This window comes from Dyadobacter sp. HNCC25DJ185 (assembly GCF_056895195.1).
Window position 1 is genome coordinate 456307 of the sequence record NZ_JBXHAR010000001.1, and the last position, 16988, is coordinate 473294.

The 16988-nt window shown below is 50.6% G+C and carries 13 protein-coding genes; 4 read left to right on the plus strand and 9 right to left on the minus strand.

Annotated features, from left to right (window positions below):
• Positions 1–5 precede the first annotated feature (5 nt).
• The 3 genes from AC1XUF_RS01790 (at position 6) to AC1XUF_RS01800 (ending at position 1990) form a co-directional block, all read left to right on the plus strand.
• On the plus strand, positions 6–824 hold the full coding sequence (locus AC1XUF_RS01790) for a sugar phosphate isomerase/epimerase family protein (protein ID WP_483339893.1): 819 nt from the start codon (positions 6–8) through the stop codon (positions 822–824).
• Between the two features lie 491 nt (positions 825–1315).
• The gene (locus AC1XUF_RS01795) at positions 1316–1744 is read left to right on the plus strand and encodes a response regulator (RefSeq protein ID WP_483339895.1); all 429 of its coding nucleotides are present in this window, start codon (positions 1316–1318) and stop codon (positions 1742–1744) included.
• Between the two features lie 72 nt (positions 1745–1816).
• Complete coding sequence (locus tag AC1XUF_RS01800; protein WP_483339896.1) at positions 1817–1990, plus strand: hypothetical protein; 174 nt, start codon at positions 1817–1819, stop codon at positions 1988–1990.
• 10 nt (positions 1991–2000) lie between these two features.
• On the opposite strand, the gene AC1XUF_RS01805 is transcribed toward AC1XUF_RS01800, so the two are convergent.
• The 7 genes from AC1XUF_RS01805 to AC1XUF_RS01835 all read right to left on the minus strand — a co-directional run bounded on the left by AC1XUF_RS01805 (position 2001) and on the right by AC1XUF_RS01835 (position 14483).
• On the minus strand, positions 2001–4097 hold the full coding sequence (locus tag AC1XUF_RS01805; protein ID WP_483339898.1) for an outer membrane protein assembly factor BamB family protein: 2097 nt from the start codon (positions 4095–4097) through the stop codon (positions 2001–2003).
• A gap of 15 nt (positions 4098–4112) precedes the next feature.
• On the minus strand, positions 4113–6062 hold the full coding sequence (locus AC1XUF_RS01810) for a heparinase II/III domain-containing protein (RefSeq protein WP_483339900.1): 1950 nt from the start codon (positions 6060–6062) through the stop codon (positions 4113–4115).
• Positions 6062–7771 (minus strand): RagB/SusD family nutrient uptake outer membrane protein, encoded by a 1710-nt coding sequence (locus AC1XUF_RS01815; protein WP_483339902.1) that lies wholly within the window; start codon positions 7769–7771, stop codon positions 6062–6064. The genes AC1XUF_RS01810 and AC1XUF_RS01815 overlap by 1 nt, the downstream gene beginning before the upstream one ends.
• A gap of 20 nt (positions 7772–7791) precedes the next feature.
• Positions 7792–11316 carry a SusC/RagA family TonB-linked outer membrane protein gene (locus tag AC1XUF_RS01820; protein ID WP_483339904.1) on the minus strand — a complete coding sequence of 1175 codons (3525 nt, stop codon included), beginning with the start codon at positions 11314–11316 and terminating at the stop codon, positions 7792–7794.
• An 11-nt stretch (positions 11317–11327) separates the two neighbouring features.
• Complete coding sequence (locus tag AC1XUF_RS01825) at positions 11328–12350, minus strand: FecR family protein (RefSeq protein ID WP_483339906.1); 1023 nt, start codon at positions 12348–12350, stop codon at positions 11328–11330.
• 90 nt (positions 12351–12440) lie between these two features.
• Positions 12441–13070, minus strand: coding sequence for an RNA polymerase sigma-70 factor (locus tag AC1XUF_RS01830; protein ID WP_483339907.1), 630 nt, complete (start codon positions 13068–13070; stop codon positions 12441–12443).
• A gap of 111 nt (positions 13071–13181) precedes the next feature.
• Positions 13182–14483, minus strand: coding sequence for a Gfo/Idh/MocA family protein (locus AC1XUF_RS01835; protein ID WP_483339909.1), 1302 nt, complete (start codon positions 14481–14483; stop codon positions 13182–13184).
• A gap of 521 nt (positions 14484–15004) precedes the next feature.
• Between AC1XUF_RS01835 and AC1XUF_RS01840 the strand changes: the two genes are divergently transcribed.
• A complete protein-coding gene (locus AC1XUF_RS01840) occupies positions 15005–15664 on the plus strand; it encodes a hypothetical protein (protein ID WP_483339911.1) in 660 nt (219 codons plus the stop codon).
• 317 nt (positions 15665–15981) lie between these two features.
• On the opposite strand, the gene AC1XUF_RS01845 is transcribed toward AC1XUF_RS01840, so the two are convergent.
• Both AC1XUF_RS01845 and AC1XUF_RS01850 read right to left on the minus strand, forming a co-directional pair.
• Positions 15982–16719: a 6-phosphogluconolactonase gene (locus AC1XUF_RS01845; protein ID WP_483339913.1), complete on the minus strand. Its 738-nt coding sequence runs from the start codon at positions 16717–16719 to the stop codon at positions 15982–15984.
• Entirely contained in the window at positions 16716–16982 is a 267-nt protein-coding gene (locus AC1XUF_RS01850) for an HPr family phosphocarrier protein (protein ID WP_483339915.1), read from the minus strand. The genes AC1XUF_RS01845 and AC1XUF_RS01850 overlap by 4 nt, the downstream gene beginning before the upstream one ends.
• Positions 16983–16988: the final 6 nt, after the last annotated feature.

Consider the following 16988-nt stretch of genomic DNA (forward strand, 5'->3'; position numbering starts at 1 on the left):
TCGTCATGAAAATTAAATTCTACGCCCCCGAGTGGGGAAATACCCTTCCGTTCGATACGTTTTGCGAAAATGTGAAAGCTGCCGGCTACGACGGCGTTGAAATGGCCCTGCCTTTTGAACAGAAAGAAAAAGAGGCGATACTGGGAGCATTGCAGAAACATCACCTGGAACTGATCGGGCAATACTGGCAATCATTCGAAAAAGACATGGATGAGCATGCGGCCAGCTACGAAAAGTACCTGCGTCATTTGATCGCCGCAAACCCTGTTTTTATCAATTGCCAGACCGGGAAGGACTATTTCAGTTTTGATAAAAATAAAAGGCTTTTTGAGGTGGCGGCCGGTCTCGCAAAAGAATCGGGTATTCCGATCATCCATGAAACACACCGTGGGAAAAGCCTGTATGCTGCAAACATTACCGCAGATTATCTGACGCGCATCCCTGACCTGCGGATTACCCTGGATATTTCGCATTGGTGCAATGTGCACGAGTCGCTACTCGCCGACCAGGATGAAGAAGTGCGCCTTGCGATCCGGCATACCAGTCATATACACAGCAGGGTAGGCCACCCGGAGGGGCCGCAGGTTAATGATCCGCGAGCACCTGAATGGGGTGAAACGCTGGAAACGCATTTGAAATGGTGGGACCAGGTGGCGGACCTGCACAGGGGCAATGGTACCACGCTGACGGTTACGACAGAATTTGGTCCAGCCACTTACATGCCCCTTATGCCTTATACCCAGATGCCGCTTGGCAATCAATGGGAGATCAATGTGTTTATGATGGACCTGCTGAGAAACAGGTATGAGGTAGGTGTCCACTAGATTGATCACAGCGAACGCCGGAAACGATGGCGGGGCTTCATTTGAATTTATAAATATATTTTATGAATAAATCAATTGAAAACTTCATGACAGATCAAGCCCACAAGCTTCGGGAAATCTGATCAGCACCAGGATTGCTTTCGACAATCCCGTAGCAAGGCTCGTGTTATTTACAAGCCGTCGTGAATAAGTTCACGAAAAATTGCACTAAAGTTCCTTAAAAAGTGAAATGATTGTTTTCAGGTTTTTGGCTAGTTTTGGATTATGAAGTCTCCATACTCAACGATACCGTGAAAACTTACAGAAGAAATTACCCCCCTACATCAGTCAAAAGTCGTTTTCCGCAATGCCTGGCCACTCTTCGCCAGAAATATTTCATGATACGGTTCCAGTTGTAGGATACCAGCATGTCGCGACTATCTAAGTCCGGCTATTCACGCACTTACAATTCAGCAATTATCAAATCAAATTGGGACACAAACCGTATCACGATGGATCAGCAAGATTACAATCCCGGGCCCGGCCCTTCAATCACCGGTACATTTAAAGGAATAAGGCTTTTAATGGTGGAAGATGAACAGATCAATGCGATGATCTGCTCAAAATATCTCGACCGGCTGCAGATCTCCTACACCTGGGCCGAAAATGGCCAGGTGGCTTTGGAGGCTTTTTTGAGTGCAGACTACGATGTGATCCTGCTGGATCTGCAAATGCCGGTGATGGACGGCTATGCCACAGCGGCTGCGATCCGGGAATTGTCGGCTGAAAACAAGCGGAATGTGCCCATTATTGCCATGACAGCCTCCATAGTGACCCATGATCGCGATAAGGTTTTTGCTGCGGGAATGAATGAATATATCCCTAAGCCTGTCAGCATCGAGTCCCTCACGGAAAAAATCACTGCCCTGCTGATCGTCTGACGGACCGCACTGATATGCGAGGCCGGGCAGGGTAAAGGACCGTCTGATCGGCGTCGCATATAGGGTACCGTTATGTCGAAAAGTATCACTCGTATATCGACCTGCTACTACATGCAGGAGAATATAGCCGGTATGAAAAGCGGCAGCTTGGAACTGGACGCCCGAATCATTCTGGAAACAGGCCGGAGGCAGCCCCCATGGGCTTTCTCCGGTATCGCCCATGGACGGTTTTCCTGCTCTTTTTAAACGGGGGCGGTCAGGGTAATGCGAAAGCTACATACTTGTCGCCGGACCGGCCGTTGAGCTTCCCGCCGCCGCAGGCAATGACCACATATTGTTTGCCGCCCACTGCATAGGTGCTTGGAGAAGCAAATCCCCCCGCCGGCAGCTGTGCCTGCCAGAGGATAGCGCCGGTCCGTTTGTCGATAGCGCGGATCTGCTCGTCCTTGCTGGCGGCAATAAATAGCAGCCCGCTGCCTGTGACGAGCGGCCCACCGTAATTATCCGTGCCGGTAGGAGGGACTCCTTTTGCGGTCAGTTCCTTGTATTCTCCCAACGGCACCTGCCAGAGGTGGTCGCCGGTGTTAAGATCAATGGCTGTCAGCGTGCCCCAAGGCGGCGCGCTGACGGGGTAACCTTTGCTGTCGTACCAGCGGTTATAGCCGGTATGCTGGTAAGGAATTTCCGTTTTTTTGCCGGCTATGGTAACTTTTTCTGTCGATCCACCCTTATTGGTCAGGAAATCAATAATCGCTTTGGCCTCTTTTTCGGGAAGGTGCGAAAAGGAAGGCATCATACCGCGGCCTTTTTGGAGTACCTGCCGGATTGCAGGGTCGGAGAGCCGTTGTTCGATCCCCAGCAGGGAGGGGTAGGACCCGTCGTGGTTGCCCTGCCGGTCTTTTCCGTGGCAGGCCGCGCAGTTAAGGTTATACAATTGGGCGCCGGTTACAGATGCATTGGCGGTTGGCTGCTCTCTGAGCACAAGCGAAGAAAAACAGGGATTTTGTTTGGCAGGAATATAGACAATCCCCTCAGGATCCACTGCGGACCCGCCCCATTGCGCGCCGCCGTCGGTGCCCGGAAAGAAGATCGTCATCGTGGAAGTCAGAGGCGTGAAAGGGCTTCCCGTGCGCGCATTGCGCAGCAGTATTTTGATAGAATCCTTGTTAGACGCCCAGGGGTTGATGTCCTTTTCGGTGAATGTCTGCCTTGTAAATGGCGCCGGTTTCGTGGGGATCGGCTGGGTCATGCTTACTTCTTCGCCTTCTACGGCGTCGGTCGGAAAGGATTTTTCTTGGATCGGGAAAAGCGGTTTGCCGGTCACGCGGTCGAAAACAAAGATGTGCCCCTGCTTCGTCGTTTGCGCTACTGCATCAATCCGTTTTCCGTTTTGACGAACGGTAAGCAGGTTGGGCGGGGAGGGAGGGTCGCGGTCCCAGATATCGTGGTGGACGAACTGAAAATGCCAGAGCAGTTTCCCGGTTGCCGCATTTAATGCCAATAAACAATTGGCGTACAGGTTATTGCCTTTGCGGTTGCCACCGTAAAAATCGTAAGCCGCAGAGCCTGTAGGGATGTATACAATACCCCGCTGGCGGTCTATCGCCATGCCGGCCCATGCATTGGCGCCACCCAGCCGCTGCCGGGGATTTCCGGGAGACCAGGTGCTGTAACCCGGCTCGCCGGGTGCCGGTATGGTGTGGAATGTCCATGTTTTTCTGCCCGTTTTTACGTCGTAACACCTGATATCGCCCAGCAATGCGGTTTCGCCTTCAGAAACACGTACGCCCACGATGATGGAATTTTTATAGATCACGTTCGGGGTGTTGGGCAGCACATAATTGTCAGCGCCCGGCCGTTCAATACCGGCTTTGAGATCGATACGGCCTGCTTCGCCGAAGCTGGGAATGGATTTACCCGTTCGAGCGTCCAATGCATAAAGCCACTTGCCCGCACCGAAAAGGATTCTTTTGTCATCTCCTTCAGCCCAATACGTTAAGCCCCGGCTGGTTGTACCGCCATTATCGGTCAGGTTTGTTTTCCAGATCTGTTTCCCGGTAGCGGCTTCCAGGGCGAACGCCTGCGTCCCCGCTGACACCCCGTACAATATGCCATTAATGATGATGGGATTGCATTGGATCTGGGTTCGGTTGCCTACCGTATCCGCCCCGCCTGAGGCATATGTCCAGGCAACTTTCAGCTGACCGACATTTTCACGGTTAATCTGGGTTAAAGGCGAAAAGTGGCTTCGGGCGCCGTCGCCATTGTATTCTGCCCAATCCGTATCGGGCATGAGCGGCGCAGAGGCAGCACCGGCGAATAAGAGAAAAATCAGTCCTTTAAGATAACGCATAAGAAACCGGATTGGCTACTTTTTCAGATTTGTGAACACATATGTAAATGTATCCTTTGCAGCCAACATTTGGTTGGTCAGAACGACGCGGGTTATATTTTTTTTAAACCATTTTTCACGAAAAACCTGATCGTCGGGATTGTTCAGCGGAAGTGTCTCTTGGGTAGCCTTCCATTTTTTTGGGTCGTAAGTCATCATCACTTTCTCCCCACCGGGTTGTGTGAAGATCATCTTTCCGGGCTGGTCCAGATCGACGTTGCAAACGGTCATGAAAATCTGCGAAAGGCTTTTAAGCCTGCCGGTTGCCTCGAATTTGTCGGTTACGCTGACCGTCATCCTGTGATCGCTTTGCACAGTGCGCGTCCATTTTTTCAATGTCGTTTCGGCGGGATACGCTTTCTCAATGCCCATTTTCAGAGAGGTGATATTGTCTTTATCCTCATAAAAGACATCGGTGGCTTCGAACTTCCTTCCCGCCGATTGCTGGATGCCATTGATCATCGGCAGGTTATGGTAGGCGGAGGTATTGTACCAAAAATTGTAACGCTCCGATGAAAAGGTTTTGGCGGTGTAGGTGCCTGACCCGGCGTCGATGATCACCGGATAGCCATTGGCATACACGATCAAATCGCCCACATCATTGTGGTTATGGCTTTCGGCATTATGCCCTGCGTGTGAGGCCACAAACAAACCGTCATCTGTACGCGCGGACATTAGCTGGATATCGCCGATCCAGACACTCGGGAGTACGGGCGCAGCAACTTTTGCCGCGTTTGCCTCTTTTGTGATAGCGGGCAGCGTCAGCCAGTCAGAGAGCATGCGCGGCTTGGTATTGGTCTCGCTGAAAGCCAGCCCGGGAGTGCTCTGGAAGCTGGAAACGGCCAATTGTACCAGCAAAGGATCTTCAATTGTCTTCCCCACCCTGAACAGAAAAGGCGCGTCTATGCGGATCGTGGGGCTGGCGTCGGCCGTATTGATAAAATAATTACCCGAGATATGGGTTTTGTAGATGTAAGCGGCCATGTTCCTGACCAGCGGCTCTTTGTACACGTCCACTTTTCCCCCGGTTGCGCTTTTGAGGATTTCCAGTGCATCAAACATGCTGCCGCCTGCTACAAACCAGTACGACGGTCCTTCGTCGCAACCGCCGTCGTCGCCCAGGCTGTCGAAATAATGGTCTATCAGCTGCATGGAATAATGCAGGTTTTTTGCCCTTTTTACCTCATCTTTTTCTATGATGAGGTTCACGAACTGCCAATTGGAAATAATCCAGGGATTCCAGTTGTTCACTGGCTTGTCGCCGGTGATCCCGAGGTAGGCATATCGGGCGGTTTGCATAGGAATGAGCATCCGCCTGTTCAGTTCATATTGGATTCGGGGGCGTAGCAATTTCGATTTGTTGTCGAGACCTTCGGCCAGAAAATAATCCGCCAGTGCCAGCATGACGGCCGTTTCAGCAGAAACCAGGTCCACGGTGGGCTCTTCTGCATCTGGTAATCCCAATCCCTTTTTTTGTAAATAAAGATGGACGGGGATGCCCCAGTACGTTTCCTCGCAGGTAGACCATATACCGTTCATGATATCTTCGAGGAACCGTCCCTTTCCTTCCATCGTTTCAGCAAAGATCAGCGCCATCAGATTAGCTCTTTTTTTGGCCTGGTAGTTGGAATATTCGGTACGATCGCCGGTACGGGTAGAGGTAAGGAGCAATGAGGCGGAAATAGCAGGCCAGGTAACGCCCAGTAACCCTTCACCTCTTTTGATCACACTTTTGGTGATCGAATCCGGTAAGGATGCCTGCCATTCAGCGGCAGTCTTGGGGTAGGGCTTCCATTGTTCACGGGGAATCAGCGAGCCTGAAATGTCTTCGAGGGAGAATTTGCCCAATATATGGCGGTCTTTTCGTTGCGCAGATACACTTTGGGCAAACGCGACGGCCAGCCAGAAAAACAGCCATGTTCTCATCACCATCCGGGGTTATTGTTTCCAAGGTTTGGATTAAGGCCTAACTCGTTGACCGGCAAAGGCCACAGATAATCCCTTCCCGATTTAAAAGTGCGTTTGGCCGCGGCTTCAATGAGTACATAGCCATCCTGAAGGGCAGGGGCGGCGGTACCGGTTGAATATTCGGCAGGAAAATATTTTGGCCCGATCAGGGGTTTCAATAATTCCGTTTCGGCTGTTTTCCAGCGGATCAGGTCCCAGTAACGAAAGCCCTCGAAGGCCAGCTCGACTGTACGTTCCCGGCGAAGTTCGGTCCGCATGTCCAGCCCATTCGCGGCCAGAAAGGCGTTGGTCATGGGTGGCAGCAAATCAGGCTGGTTGTTGGTCGAGCGGTTGCGCAACAGGTTGACTGTTTTGTCAAGGTCGGCATCGCTTATTTTTCCGGTAAGCTCAAAGGTTGCTTCTGCGTAATTGAGCAGGACTTCGGCGTAGCGGAGTACCATAAAATCCACAAAGCTCTGGTTTTGGACCCAGTCCGCGGGGATGTAGTATTTTTTGATCCGGTAAGCGGTGGTAGGCACGAAATAGGGTGCAAAGGTGGAGCCGAAATAGTCGCCTTTTTTGAAAATGGTCTGCACCAGTCTCGGATCGCGGTTGCGGTATTCGGTTAATGTTCCCGTTTGCATTGCCGTAGAGTCGAATCGGGATTTACCGGCGGGTAGCCCGTCTTTGAACAAAACCATATCCATGTAGGCGCGCGTGGCGACCATTTGCCCTCCTTCCAGAACACTCCTGCCATATGAATGATAGGAAATGTTATTGGTAATGTTCTGCCCGTATAACCTGGCCAGGATCACTTCCTTGTTGGCCGAATAATTTTCCCCCGGGTATTGAAACAGGTAAAAAAAGCTGCTGTCTTTCTTGGCGGGATAGGTATACAAAGCGTGTTTGCTTTCGGTCATGACGATGTTGCAGGCGTCGAGGGCAAGCTGCAAGTGTTTGACTGGCGTGCCGGTGGCAAAGTATTTCTGGCGGGTACCTTCAAAAAGCGCGACCCTGGATTTGAAAGCCAATGCGGCAGAACGGGTGATCCGGCCGTCTTCGTTTCCGCTTGTGGTGGTCAGCTTGTCGGGTTGCGGGCAACTGGCAGCGGCGTAATCCAGGTCGGCATAAACACTGTCGATCACCGTTTCCCTGGCTGTCCGTGTCCCGAATAGCAGCGGATCGTCGGTCGTCAGCGTTTTGAGGATCAGTGGTACATCGCCAAATCGTTTGGTCAGCTCGAAATAGGCGAAAGCCCTGAAAAACCTGGCTTCCCCGATATAGCGGCTGATCACCGCAGCGTCCCCCGTTACCCCGGCCGATTTCTCGATAATGTTGTTTGCCGCGCGTATCAGTTTGTAAAAGTTATTCCATTCGGTAGAAGTGGAGGGTGCCGTGGTCCGGGACCCGTTACTGATCTCGTTCAATGCGCCGGTAGCCACACTGGCCATATCGGAATAATCGTCCTGCACGGGCGTGGCGACGCCGCTCGGGTCACCCGCAGAAAGTCCCGGCAGAAAGGTGTAAAGATAGTTGCAGCCGAGTGCCAGGTCACTGGTTGTTTTCCAGAATGTCTGATCGGTAATGGCTGTTTGCGCAACCTGGTCGAGGTTTTTCTCGCATCCCCAGACCCCACCGGATACCGCAGCCGCGATCAGATAAATTTTAAGCTTTTTGAAATAGTTCATTTGAATAAGGGTTTAGGATCTTATTGGAATGTAACGTTCAGGCCAAGTGAGAACGAGCGGAACAATGGATACTGGAAGCTCGCATTGCTGGGATTTTCGGCATCGTAGTACTTGTACCACATTTTGTTCTTTTCCCAGATATCCTGGCCGGTGAAAAAGATCCTTGCTTTGGCCATATGGATTTTTTGTGTCAGCAGTGCCGGCAGCGTGTAACCTACCTGCAGGTTTTTCAGGCGGATATAAGCCGCATTCTGCACCCAATGGCTCGAAACGTTGGTGTTCCAGGTCGCGCCATTGTAGAGGCGGGGGAAACGTGCGTCCTGGTTCTCGGGTGTCCAATAGTCTTCGTGTATCGCCCAGGGCATCCGCCAGCCGTCCACAAACGGGATCACCGCTTTGGCAAACAATAACATTTTGCGTTGACCTACCCCTTGCAGCAGTGCCGATACATCGAAACCTTTCCAGGATGCGCCGAGATTCGCCCCGAAAATGTAGCGCGGGCTGGTGTTGCCCAGGTTGACCAGGTCGCCGTGGTCGTCGGCACGTCCCAATCCGGCATTGATCTTACCGTCGCCATTGATATCCTGCAATTTGATATCCCCGACACCGGTTTTGGAATTCTGGAAAGCGTGGGCTTTGAGTTCTTCGTCGTTGTTGAAATAACCTTCTGATTTGTACCCGTAAATCGTGTTGAGCGATTGTCCGGGCAGGTAAGGGTTGAGACCTTCGAGATAGGCGACCGGCCCATCGTAGCGGGTTACCTTATTGGTGTTGTCGCTCACGTTGACGTTGATAAAGTAGTTTCCCTTTTTGAAAGTATCCCGCCATCCCAGTGAAGCGTCCCACCCCTTCACCTGCAGTGAAGCGGCATTGGTGGAACTCGGCGACACGCCCAGCGTGGCGGGCAGATTTAGCCTGATAAAAACATTGTTGTTGTTACGGACGTAATAGTCAAAGCTTCCGGTCAGGCGGTTTTTGAACAAACCAAAATCCAGTCCCAGATCGACGGTTTCGATGATCTCCCATCCTTTGCCGGGAGAAGGCAGTGCCGATTGGTAAATATAGGGCGTGTTGGCGTTGTTGAACGGATAGTTGGACCCACTGATCAGCAATGCCTGGTAATCATAATTATAGAGGTTCAGATTGGAGGATTGTGCGCCGCCCAAACGTCCCCACGAACCACGGAGTTTGAATTCCGTAAACATCGGCAATGCCGCGCTGAACCAGTTTTCCATACTCAACCGCCATGCTGCGGACGCCGAAGGGAAAAATGCGCTTCGGTATCCCGGCGCCAGGCGTGAGCTGGCGTCATTGCGAAGGTTGGCTTCGAGGAAGTATTTTTCGGCATAATTGTAAGTGACCCTTCCGAAATAGGATACCCACGTATTGACCTGGATGTTGTCACTGACATTGGCGGGCGAGGATGCGGCCAATGTAGAGAAATTCAGCGTCGGGACATCGTTGGACAGCAGCGCGGTCTGTTTGGCTGAAGTAGAATTGTAATTGTAGCTCTTGTATTCAAACCCTCCCAAAACGTGGAAATTGTGTTTGCCTGCCAGTTGCAGGTCATAGTCGGCCAGTGCCTGTACGTTCTGCCAGAGCTGCGTCGACCTCACTTTTTGCAAAGAATTGGTAGGGTTGATGCTTCCTCCCGATACAGGATCCGGCGAGGTGAGCACATATCTTGGGACAGTTCTCAGGAAAATGTCCTGGTTGTATTGTTGCAAACGTGGGCTGTACACCAGCCGCATTCCAAATCCTTTGGCCAGGTTATCGGCCCTCCATGTAAAAACGCCTTCCACGGTATGCTGGCCGGAATTGTTGAAGCCGCCGTCTTTTAAAATAGGGTAGGCAGCCGACGTGGTCCCCACATAGGCATACTTGCTGTCATTACTTCCGGGCAGGAAAATGGGTTGTCGCGAAGAGCGTACCTGGTACACGTTGTACATGAGGCCGCCATCGCCGGCGGCGGTCACCGAGGGCGATTGTATGCGGGCCTGGGTGTAAGAGGTGCGGGAATCTATACTAAAAATCCTGCTGATCCTGCTCGTCAGGTTCAACCGTGCATTGTACCGTTGCGTGGCGTCGGGGCCGAATTTGAAGACACCTTTCTGATCAAAATAACCAAATGAAAAGAGGTATTGGGTTTTGTCGCTGCCGCCGCTCACTGTCACATTGTGGTTTTGAACGGGGCTTACCTTGCGCATCAGGACGTCGGCCTGGTTGATGTCGTAATAGTAGTCGTACCCGCCGCTGCCGTTCTTGACCTCATTGGTGTCAGGGTCCATCAGCCAGCGGATCTGCTGGTCGGAATATGCTTTGCTGCCATTGGTATTGAACTGTGCCACGTTGTTCAGCTCGGCCTGTTCCCACGAATGGAGCAGTTTGGGCCGGTTATAGGGTTTGTTCAGCGTAAAGAGACCGGTATAATCGACTTTCACTTTTTGGGCAGAGCCTTTTTTGGTCGTTACCAGAATAACACCCCCTCCCGCTTTGGCACCGTAAATGGAGGCAGCTGCGGCATCTTTGAGCACAGAAATGGATGCGATATCATTGGGGTTCAGTAGCGAAAGATCGCCCTCTACGCCATCGACAATCACCAACGGATTGTTACCCGCGTCGGCATTGATCGACGTCGCCCCCCTGATCTGTGCAGACCAGCCCTCCATACCCGGCTGCCCGCTGCTTCTTGTAATAATTAATCCCGGCGCTGTTCCCTGTAATGCGGAAACCGAGTTGGTTACCGGCCTGTTTTCAATCGTCTTGCTGTCGACCGTGGATACCGCGCCGGTGAGGTTCACTTTCTTTTCGCTTCCGTAGCCCACAACGACAATTTCTTCCAGCGAATTCAATCCCGGTTTTAACTGGACGTTCAGCGTTGTTTCACTGGTAAGCAGTATTTCCTGCGAATCGTAGCCGATAAAAGAGAACACCAGGATGCCTTTGCTTTGTTCGTCGGGTATGCTGAGGCTGTAAAGTCCCTTGATATCCGTAACCGTACCGGTGGACGTCCCTTTGAGCACAATACTGACCCCCGGGAGCTCTTCTCCTGTTTCGCTGGTTACTTTTCCTGTGACGGTATGTTGTGGCGCGGGCTTCGAAATGGTTTGCAGCGGAGGTCTGTCAGCAGTTTCCGCCCCTGGCGTAACGGGTGCTGGGAGCTCGGTTACTGCCACCGCAGATTCGGTGTTACGGATTAAGTTATCCGCGCTGACGAGGTAGGATTTGCCTCTTTTACGATAGGTAAGCTGAAACTTTTTGAGCAGTTCGTCCAGGCGGTTGTCCACTGTGCCTGTTTCCTGTACTTCGTCCAAGGGCACGCTCAGATCTTTGATCGTTGCGTCCTCGTAAAGGATATTGATCTTGAAAGTCTTCGCCCATTGGTTGAGTATTTCTTTTACCGGGCGCGTTGCGGACTGCTGAACGGGACTGTGGCTTACCGGATGAGCGGAAGCTACATATTGGGCCTGGACAGGAAATATGTGTAAAACGGCAATCAATATGAATGCAATCTCGAAACGATCATTGCGTAAAACTGTCTTCATAGAGGCTTGGATTATTTTGATTTAGGTAGTTTTCCGGGGATGATTGTTGGTTGGGAAAGCTCGACGCCTTCGGGAGTTGTGACCGCATTGAGGTGCAGCAGGTCGGCGAGCGCTTCTACGAGCTCGCTGGACTTCTGGGCTTCAAATACACCCGAAACCTTCCGTTGGGCCAGATTGGGATCGTTGATGATGATGGTCAGCCCGAAATGTTCACGGATTTGCTGGCCGATCTCTGCCAGGCTCGTCTGGTCGAATGTGAAACGATGCTGTTTCCAGCTGGAAAATTTGGTTGGCTTGTCGGTGGTTTTACGCATCAGCCTGCCTGAATCGCCCAGATCTACCCAGTCCCCGGGCTTCATCAAAAGCGCTTTTCCCGGCTGGTAAGTGACCTTCACCTTTCCTTCGCTTAAAATGACCTTGCGGCGGCGCTCCCTTGCATACAGCAGGAACGAAGTTCCCAGCACTTCCACAGCAAAGTCCGTGCTGGTCTTTACCACGAATTTCTGGTGATTGGGTAAATGGGATACTTTGAATTCTGCTTCGCCGTCCAGCAGGACTTTGCGGTCGGATGCGCCAAACCCCCATCGCGGCACCTGCAGCCGGGAGTTGGCATTCAGCGCTACTACCGTTCCGTCACTCAATTTCAAAGACGACGTTTGCCCGTAACCGGTGCTGTATGTGACGTACCTGACCAGGTTTCGTCCGAAGTAACCACCCACGGCCAGCAATAAAAGGAAAGAGGCCGCCAGATAGCGGGTTGATCGGATATCCCATCGCTTTCTGGTTACAAATTGCGCTGTGGCACTGCCCTCTTCATGGGTATGAAGCCGGGTCGACCTGCGAAAGTTTTCGATCGCTCCCGTTACGTCGGCCTGATACTGCGGATGCTGGCTTTCCCATTCGTTGAGATATTGGTAATAAATAACCTGATTGGCAGGGTCTTTCAGCCAGTCGGCAATCCACTGCTTTTGCAGGGAGGTACTCTTTCCCGCAAAATAGTCGAAAAGGAGCTGTTGATGAGGAAATTCGGGCATGGCTTGATGTTGTTATTTCCGGTAAGACAAAAAACTTGAAATGCACCCCACGCTGACGGGCGAAATACGGTTATTGTGATAAGATGTGGGTTAATCGAGATTGAGATGGGTTCTCAGCCGTCTTAACGCGCGGCTGATGAGATGCTCAACTGCTTTTTGGCTGATGTGAAGCTCTTCGGCTATGTCGTGGTACTTTTTTCCTTCGTACCGGTTGATCATAAAGGCCCGGCGGCATTGCGTCGGAAGGGCCTGGATTTCAGCATCGAGACGGTGGGTGAGGTCCTGGAAATGCATGATCGCTTCAGGCGTGTCGTGGTCGACCAGTCTCTCGTCCGAGGTTTTGTCGAGAGACTGGTTTTCGCTTAACTCTTTGCGGAGATGATTATAAGTGCGGTTGCGAACGGAGCGATACAGATAGGCTCCATAAGAGATGTTGACCTGTTCGTGTGTCGCGTTTTTCCAGAAATTCAGAAAAATGTCGGACACAATATCCTCCGCCACCTGTTTTGAAATCACGTACCGTGTAGCATAACTGCATAAATTCTGATAGTACCGATGGTAAAGCAGCTCACAGCCAATGAGCGGGTCCTGCAGAAAGCCGCGCCGGATAAAAAATTCGGGATCATCGGGCTTCATGGGGTTATCCCCTGTTTCATGTCCTGTGTCCGGGATAAATTGATTTGCCTTGGAAGGATCAAAAGAGGGCAAAGGGTTTTCCATCAGCATAAGGTTTATTATAGTATAACCTTAAGACATAATTAGACTCTGGCACCCCACGCGGATAATTGAATATTTTTATAATGATATTTTTGAAGCTTTCCCTGCATTGCATCACCGGCCTGGCATTTTATATCCATTGTGATATTCCTTGGAAATTAACTTATTGGCTGCCGCTTCGTCGAACTTTCCTTTGTCCGCGTCCCAGTAAATTTTTTTACCTGTCCTGTAAGCGATGTTTCCCATCTGGGACAGGATCGCAACGTCTGCACCCACCTGGATCGGGGCGTGCAGGTCGACCAATTTTCGGGAGCGGATTACTTCGACAAAGTTTTTCGCGTGCATGTCGAGTCCGTTGTCCGACGATTTCTGAAATGGGACAGCTTCCATTTTCTGTCCCTGCGGTACCACTTCCCAGCCACCTCGGTCCAGGATCAGGGTACCATTGCCACCGAGGAACGCAATGCCGTGCTCGCGGTTGTAGATGCCCGGACCATACCCGATCACATGCTCCCATTGGATATTGAAACCATCGAATTCATAGAGGGTTGTGAGGGTATCAGGCGCATCGACACCAAAATTGAGCACCATGCTGCCCGCAGCAGACACACACTTTGGCGACCCGGCTTTCATCCCCAGCAATGCATAATCCAGCAGATGCACCCCCCAGTCGGTCATGATGCCGCCTGCATAATCCCAGTACCAGCGAAAACGGCCGTGAAAGCGGTTGGGGTTGAAAGGCCGTTTGGGGGCGGGTCCAAGCCACATATCATAGTCCACGCCAGCCGGTGCTGCGCTGTCGGGCAGGCTCACCATCGGGGTGCCGTAATTGAAATACCCCCAGACTTTCACAAGGCCGATTTTGCCAAGCTTTCCCGAATGCACGAATTCAATCGCATCCCGGAAATGTTTCTGGCTGCGCTGCCATTGTCCCACCTGTACCACGCGGTTGTAGCGCTGCTGCGCCGCCACCATACTCCTGCATTCCGCAATCGAATTGCCGATCGGCTTTTCCACATACACGTCTTTTCCTGCCTCGCAGGCTTCCGCCATCATCAGGCAATGCCAATGGTCGGGCGATCCGATCACGACGGCGTCAATGCTTTTGTCTTCCAGCATTTTACGGTAATCGCCGTAGGTTTTTACGTTAATACCCCTGGCAGCGAGCTCGGCTGCCCGCTTGTCGAGGACGTTTTTGTCGACATCGCACAGAGCCACACATGCAACGCCCGGGACCTTCATCACCGCGCTGATATCCGCCCAGCCCATGCTGTTGATTCCGATGGCACCGACACGAATGGTATCTGCAACCGGGAAAATCTTGGGAAAGGCGGATAGCGAAGAGGGGATCGCCGATGAAAGCCCCGCAGCCACAGCGGAAGCCGATCGTATAAATTGTCTTCTGGAAGTTGTCATAGGGGAAAGCAGAAAATAGCCGGTTGTGGGTAACAGAATATTATAAACTTAAAGGAGTATAATGCCATCTGTTTACTTGTGTCCGGCGGGAGAAGCAGACCGGCGTGCCGGTCTACGGCATTGATACTTTACACATCATCATTTAAAAGCATCAACCAGGAAATGGAAGAATTCCGAAGCTTCGGACTAAACAAATGCTGCCTTTTTGTTATGATATCCAAATCAACAAAAGATATTTTATAGATGAAATTATCCCTAGACATATCAATCATTTTATGATTGGCCCTAAGAGTTGAAAAGATAAATCAGGAAATTTACCCGCATGTGTATGGCAATGGCAGTTATAAAGTCGCATTTGATTTTAGATGCACGTTTTATTAAATGTGATGAAATTTTTGAAATATTCTAATGGCACATTTCATTCGTTATGGTAAATATGATCATCGTAAAACGGGATCCGAAGATGTTTGTTTCTTACACGAAATACTTTAATTTGCTATGTAAACAAAACAACCTCCAATATGAAAAAGTATACCTTGTTCCAATGGATTACAGGAAATGGTCTGACACAAAAGGACATTGACAGAAGATTTGAATGGATAGAGCTCATTGTTGCAAGTTCGATTAATTTAGTGGGCATAGCGCTTACGGGGGTAGTGCTTTTTTTTGTCACAGTTAGCACATCCCGTGAGAATAAGAGATTTGAGAACAGGGTTGTTGCCTATGGAAAGATCATGAAGCATAAAAGAACATGGCCAACAGCAGTTGAGAATTACGCAAAGACTTTCTTATTGGTTGACTATTGTAGTTTGCATAATGAGATCAAAAAAGATAGCGTATATGCGGCGGAGGCCGCTTTTCACAAGGAAAAGGCCTATGACCTCTTTGACAGGGTAACCAAACAACAGAGTGAGATTTTCGAATCATTAGGAACGATTGAAGTGAGCTATGAGATAGATGCGAATTTAAGATCCGCTATTGACGCGATCTACGATTATAAGCCGGTTCCCATAAACAGGTTAGGAGAGCAACAACATTTACTCAAAACGATTACATCACTAGATTCAGTTAATTCAATTATCGAGAAAGAGATAGAATATTTTGTATCAAAAGAATATGCTGAAAAAATTAATAGATTAAGTAATCTGTTAAAAAGAGAATTAGATAAAGAAAACGACTAACGAAAATATTAGGCGTCCTGCCCCTTTCGACAGTAGTAAAATCTCAATAATAATAATGATGATTTTGTTTTTACTAATTATGGAATGCTGACAGGCTGGTTTGAAAAAGTTGAGCCAAGGGAATTCGAATCTTTGGGTGGAAAAGTGAAATTATACATGACAGATTTGCTTGTCAATCATAGTGTATTTTATCAATGGCTCATCATTGACTTTGCCGGATTTTTATCCGGCAAAGTACCAGCCCTAAACCTCAGCCATAATCAATTGCCCCGGCTTTCTCGCCGGAGCAATTGATTTGATTGAAAATCAAAAGAATGCTATACCCTCCCTGTGATCAGCGCTCCGGCATCCGCATCGAGTAAAATCTCGCAGTTCGGGTGCATCTGTACAATGGAGGCCGGGATATCCGTTGTGACGGGGCCCAGGATCGCTTTGGCGACCATTTCGGCTTTGTGGGAGCCTTTGGCGATGAGGATAAGCTTGCGGGTATGCATGATGTTTTTGATGCCGCGCGTCAGCCCGCCGAGTTCGGTGCCTTCCGGTACCTGTGTTTCGCGGCGTACGCGGGCTTCGAAATCGGGATCCATGGGCGAAACCCAGGTTTCGCTTTCGAATGGTGTTCCCGGCTGGTTGATGCCGATGTGGCCGTTGGAACCCAGCCCAAGCATTTGCAGGTCTGCGCCGCCGCGCTCGGCCAGCCGTTCTTCAAACAATTTTGCTTCCCTCTCAAAATCGTCGGACATCGTAGGCGGCATGATGAAGTTTTCGTCAGGGATACCAAGCGGGCCGGCGATCTGGTTGAGGATCATCGTATAGCAGCTACCGGCATATTCGCGGGGCAGGTTGGTGAGCTCGTCGACGTTGAAGAGCGTGATCCGGGAAACATCAAAGGGGTATTGGGTATAAATATGGGAAACAATCGCGTGCATGTCGATGGTGGTCTGGCCGGTGGAAAGGCCGATCACGGCGTCGGGTTTTTCCAGCATCTGGGCAATGATCCGCCATGCAGCGGTAATGTTGAATTCCTGCTCGTTCCTGCAAATCGTGATTTTCATAAAGTACTGAGTTGTTCGTTAAAAAAGACATCTACCGCCGAAGCGGCTTCCACTTCGTCTTCGCCGTCGATCATAACCGAAACTACATCGCCGCCCTTCGTCGACAAGGCCAGGATATTCAGCATGCTGTTGAGCTGGATCGTTTTGTCATCCTTTTTCAGGCTTATCCCGGATTTGAATTTCTTAACCAGCCTGACGAGCGCCGTCGCAGGTCGGGCATGGATGCCTTCCGGGGCGAGAATGGTGTATTCTTTTGAGATCATATCCAA

What these genes read in the sequence shown, in the direction of transcription:
- AC1XUF_RS01790 (WP_483339893.1), top strand. Translation starts at nt 6, where the DNA reads ATGAAAATTAAATTCTACGCCCCCGAGTGGGGAAATACCCTTCCGTTC.
- AC1XUF_RS01795 (WP_483339895.1), top strand. Translation starts at nt 1,316, where the DNA reads ATGGATCAGCAAGATTACAATCCCGGGCCCGGCCCTTCAATCACCGGT.
- AC1XUF_RS01800 (WP_483339896.1), top strand. Translation starts at nt 1,817, where the DNA reads ATGTCGAAAAGTATCACTCGTATATCGACCTGCTACTACATGCAGGAG.
- AC1XUF_RS01805 (WP_483339898.1), bottom strand. Translation starts at nt 4,097, where the DNA reads ATGCGTTATCTTAAAGGACTGATTTTTCTCTTATTCGCCGGTGCTGCC.
- AC1XUF_RS01810 (WP_483339900.1), bottom strand. Translation starts at nt 6,062, where the DNA reads ATGAGAACATGGCTGTTTTTCTGGCTGGCCGTCGCGTTTGCCCAAAGT.
- AC1XUF_RS01815 (WP_483339902.1), bottom strand. Translation starts at nt 7,771, where the DNA reads ATGAACTATTTCAAAAAGCTTAAAATTTATCTGATCGCGGCTGCGGTA.
- AC1XUF_RS01820 (WP_483339904.1), bottom strand. Translation starts at nt 11,316, where the DNA reads ATGAAGACAGTTTTACGCAATGATCGTTTCGAGATTGCATTCATATTG.
- AC1XUF_RS01825 (WP_483339906.1), bottom strand. Translation starts at nt 12,350, where the DNA reads ATGCCCGAATTTCCTCATCAACAGCTCCTTTTCGACTATTTTGCGGGA.
- AC1XUF_RS01830 (WP_483339907.1), bottom strand. Translation starts at nt 13,070, where the DNA reads ATGGAAAACCCTTTGCCCTCTTTTGATCCTTCCAAGGCAAATCAATTT.
- AC1XUF_RS01835 (WP_483339909.1), bottom strand. Translation starts at nt 14,483, where the DNA reads ATGACAACTTCCAGAAGACAATTTATACGATCGGCTTCCGCTGTGGCT.
- AC1XUF_RS01840 (WP_483339911.1), top strand. Translation starts at nt 15,005, where the DNA reads ATGAAAAAGTATACCTTGTTCCAATGGATTACAGGAAATGGTCTGACA.
- AC1XUF_RS01845 (WP_483339913.1), bottom strand. Translation starts at nt 16,719, where the DNA reads ATGAAAATCACGATTTGCAGGAACGAGCAGGAATTCAACATTACCGCT.
- AC1XUF_RS01850 (WP_483339915.1), bottom strand. Translation starts at nt 16,982, where the DNA reads ATGATCTCAAAAGAATACACCATTCTCGCCCCGGAAGGCATCCATGCC.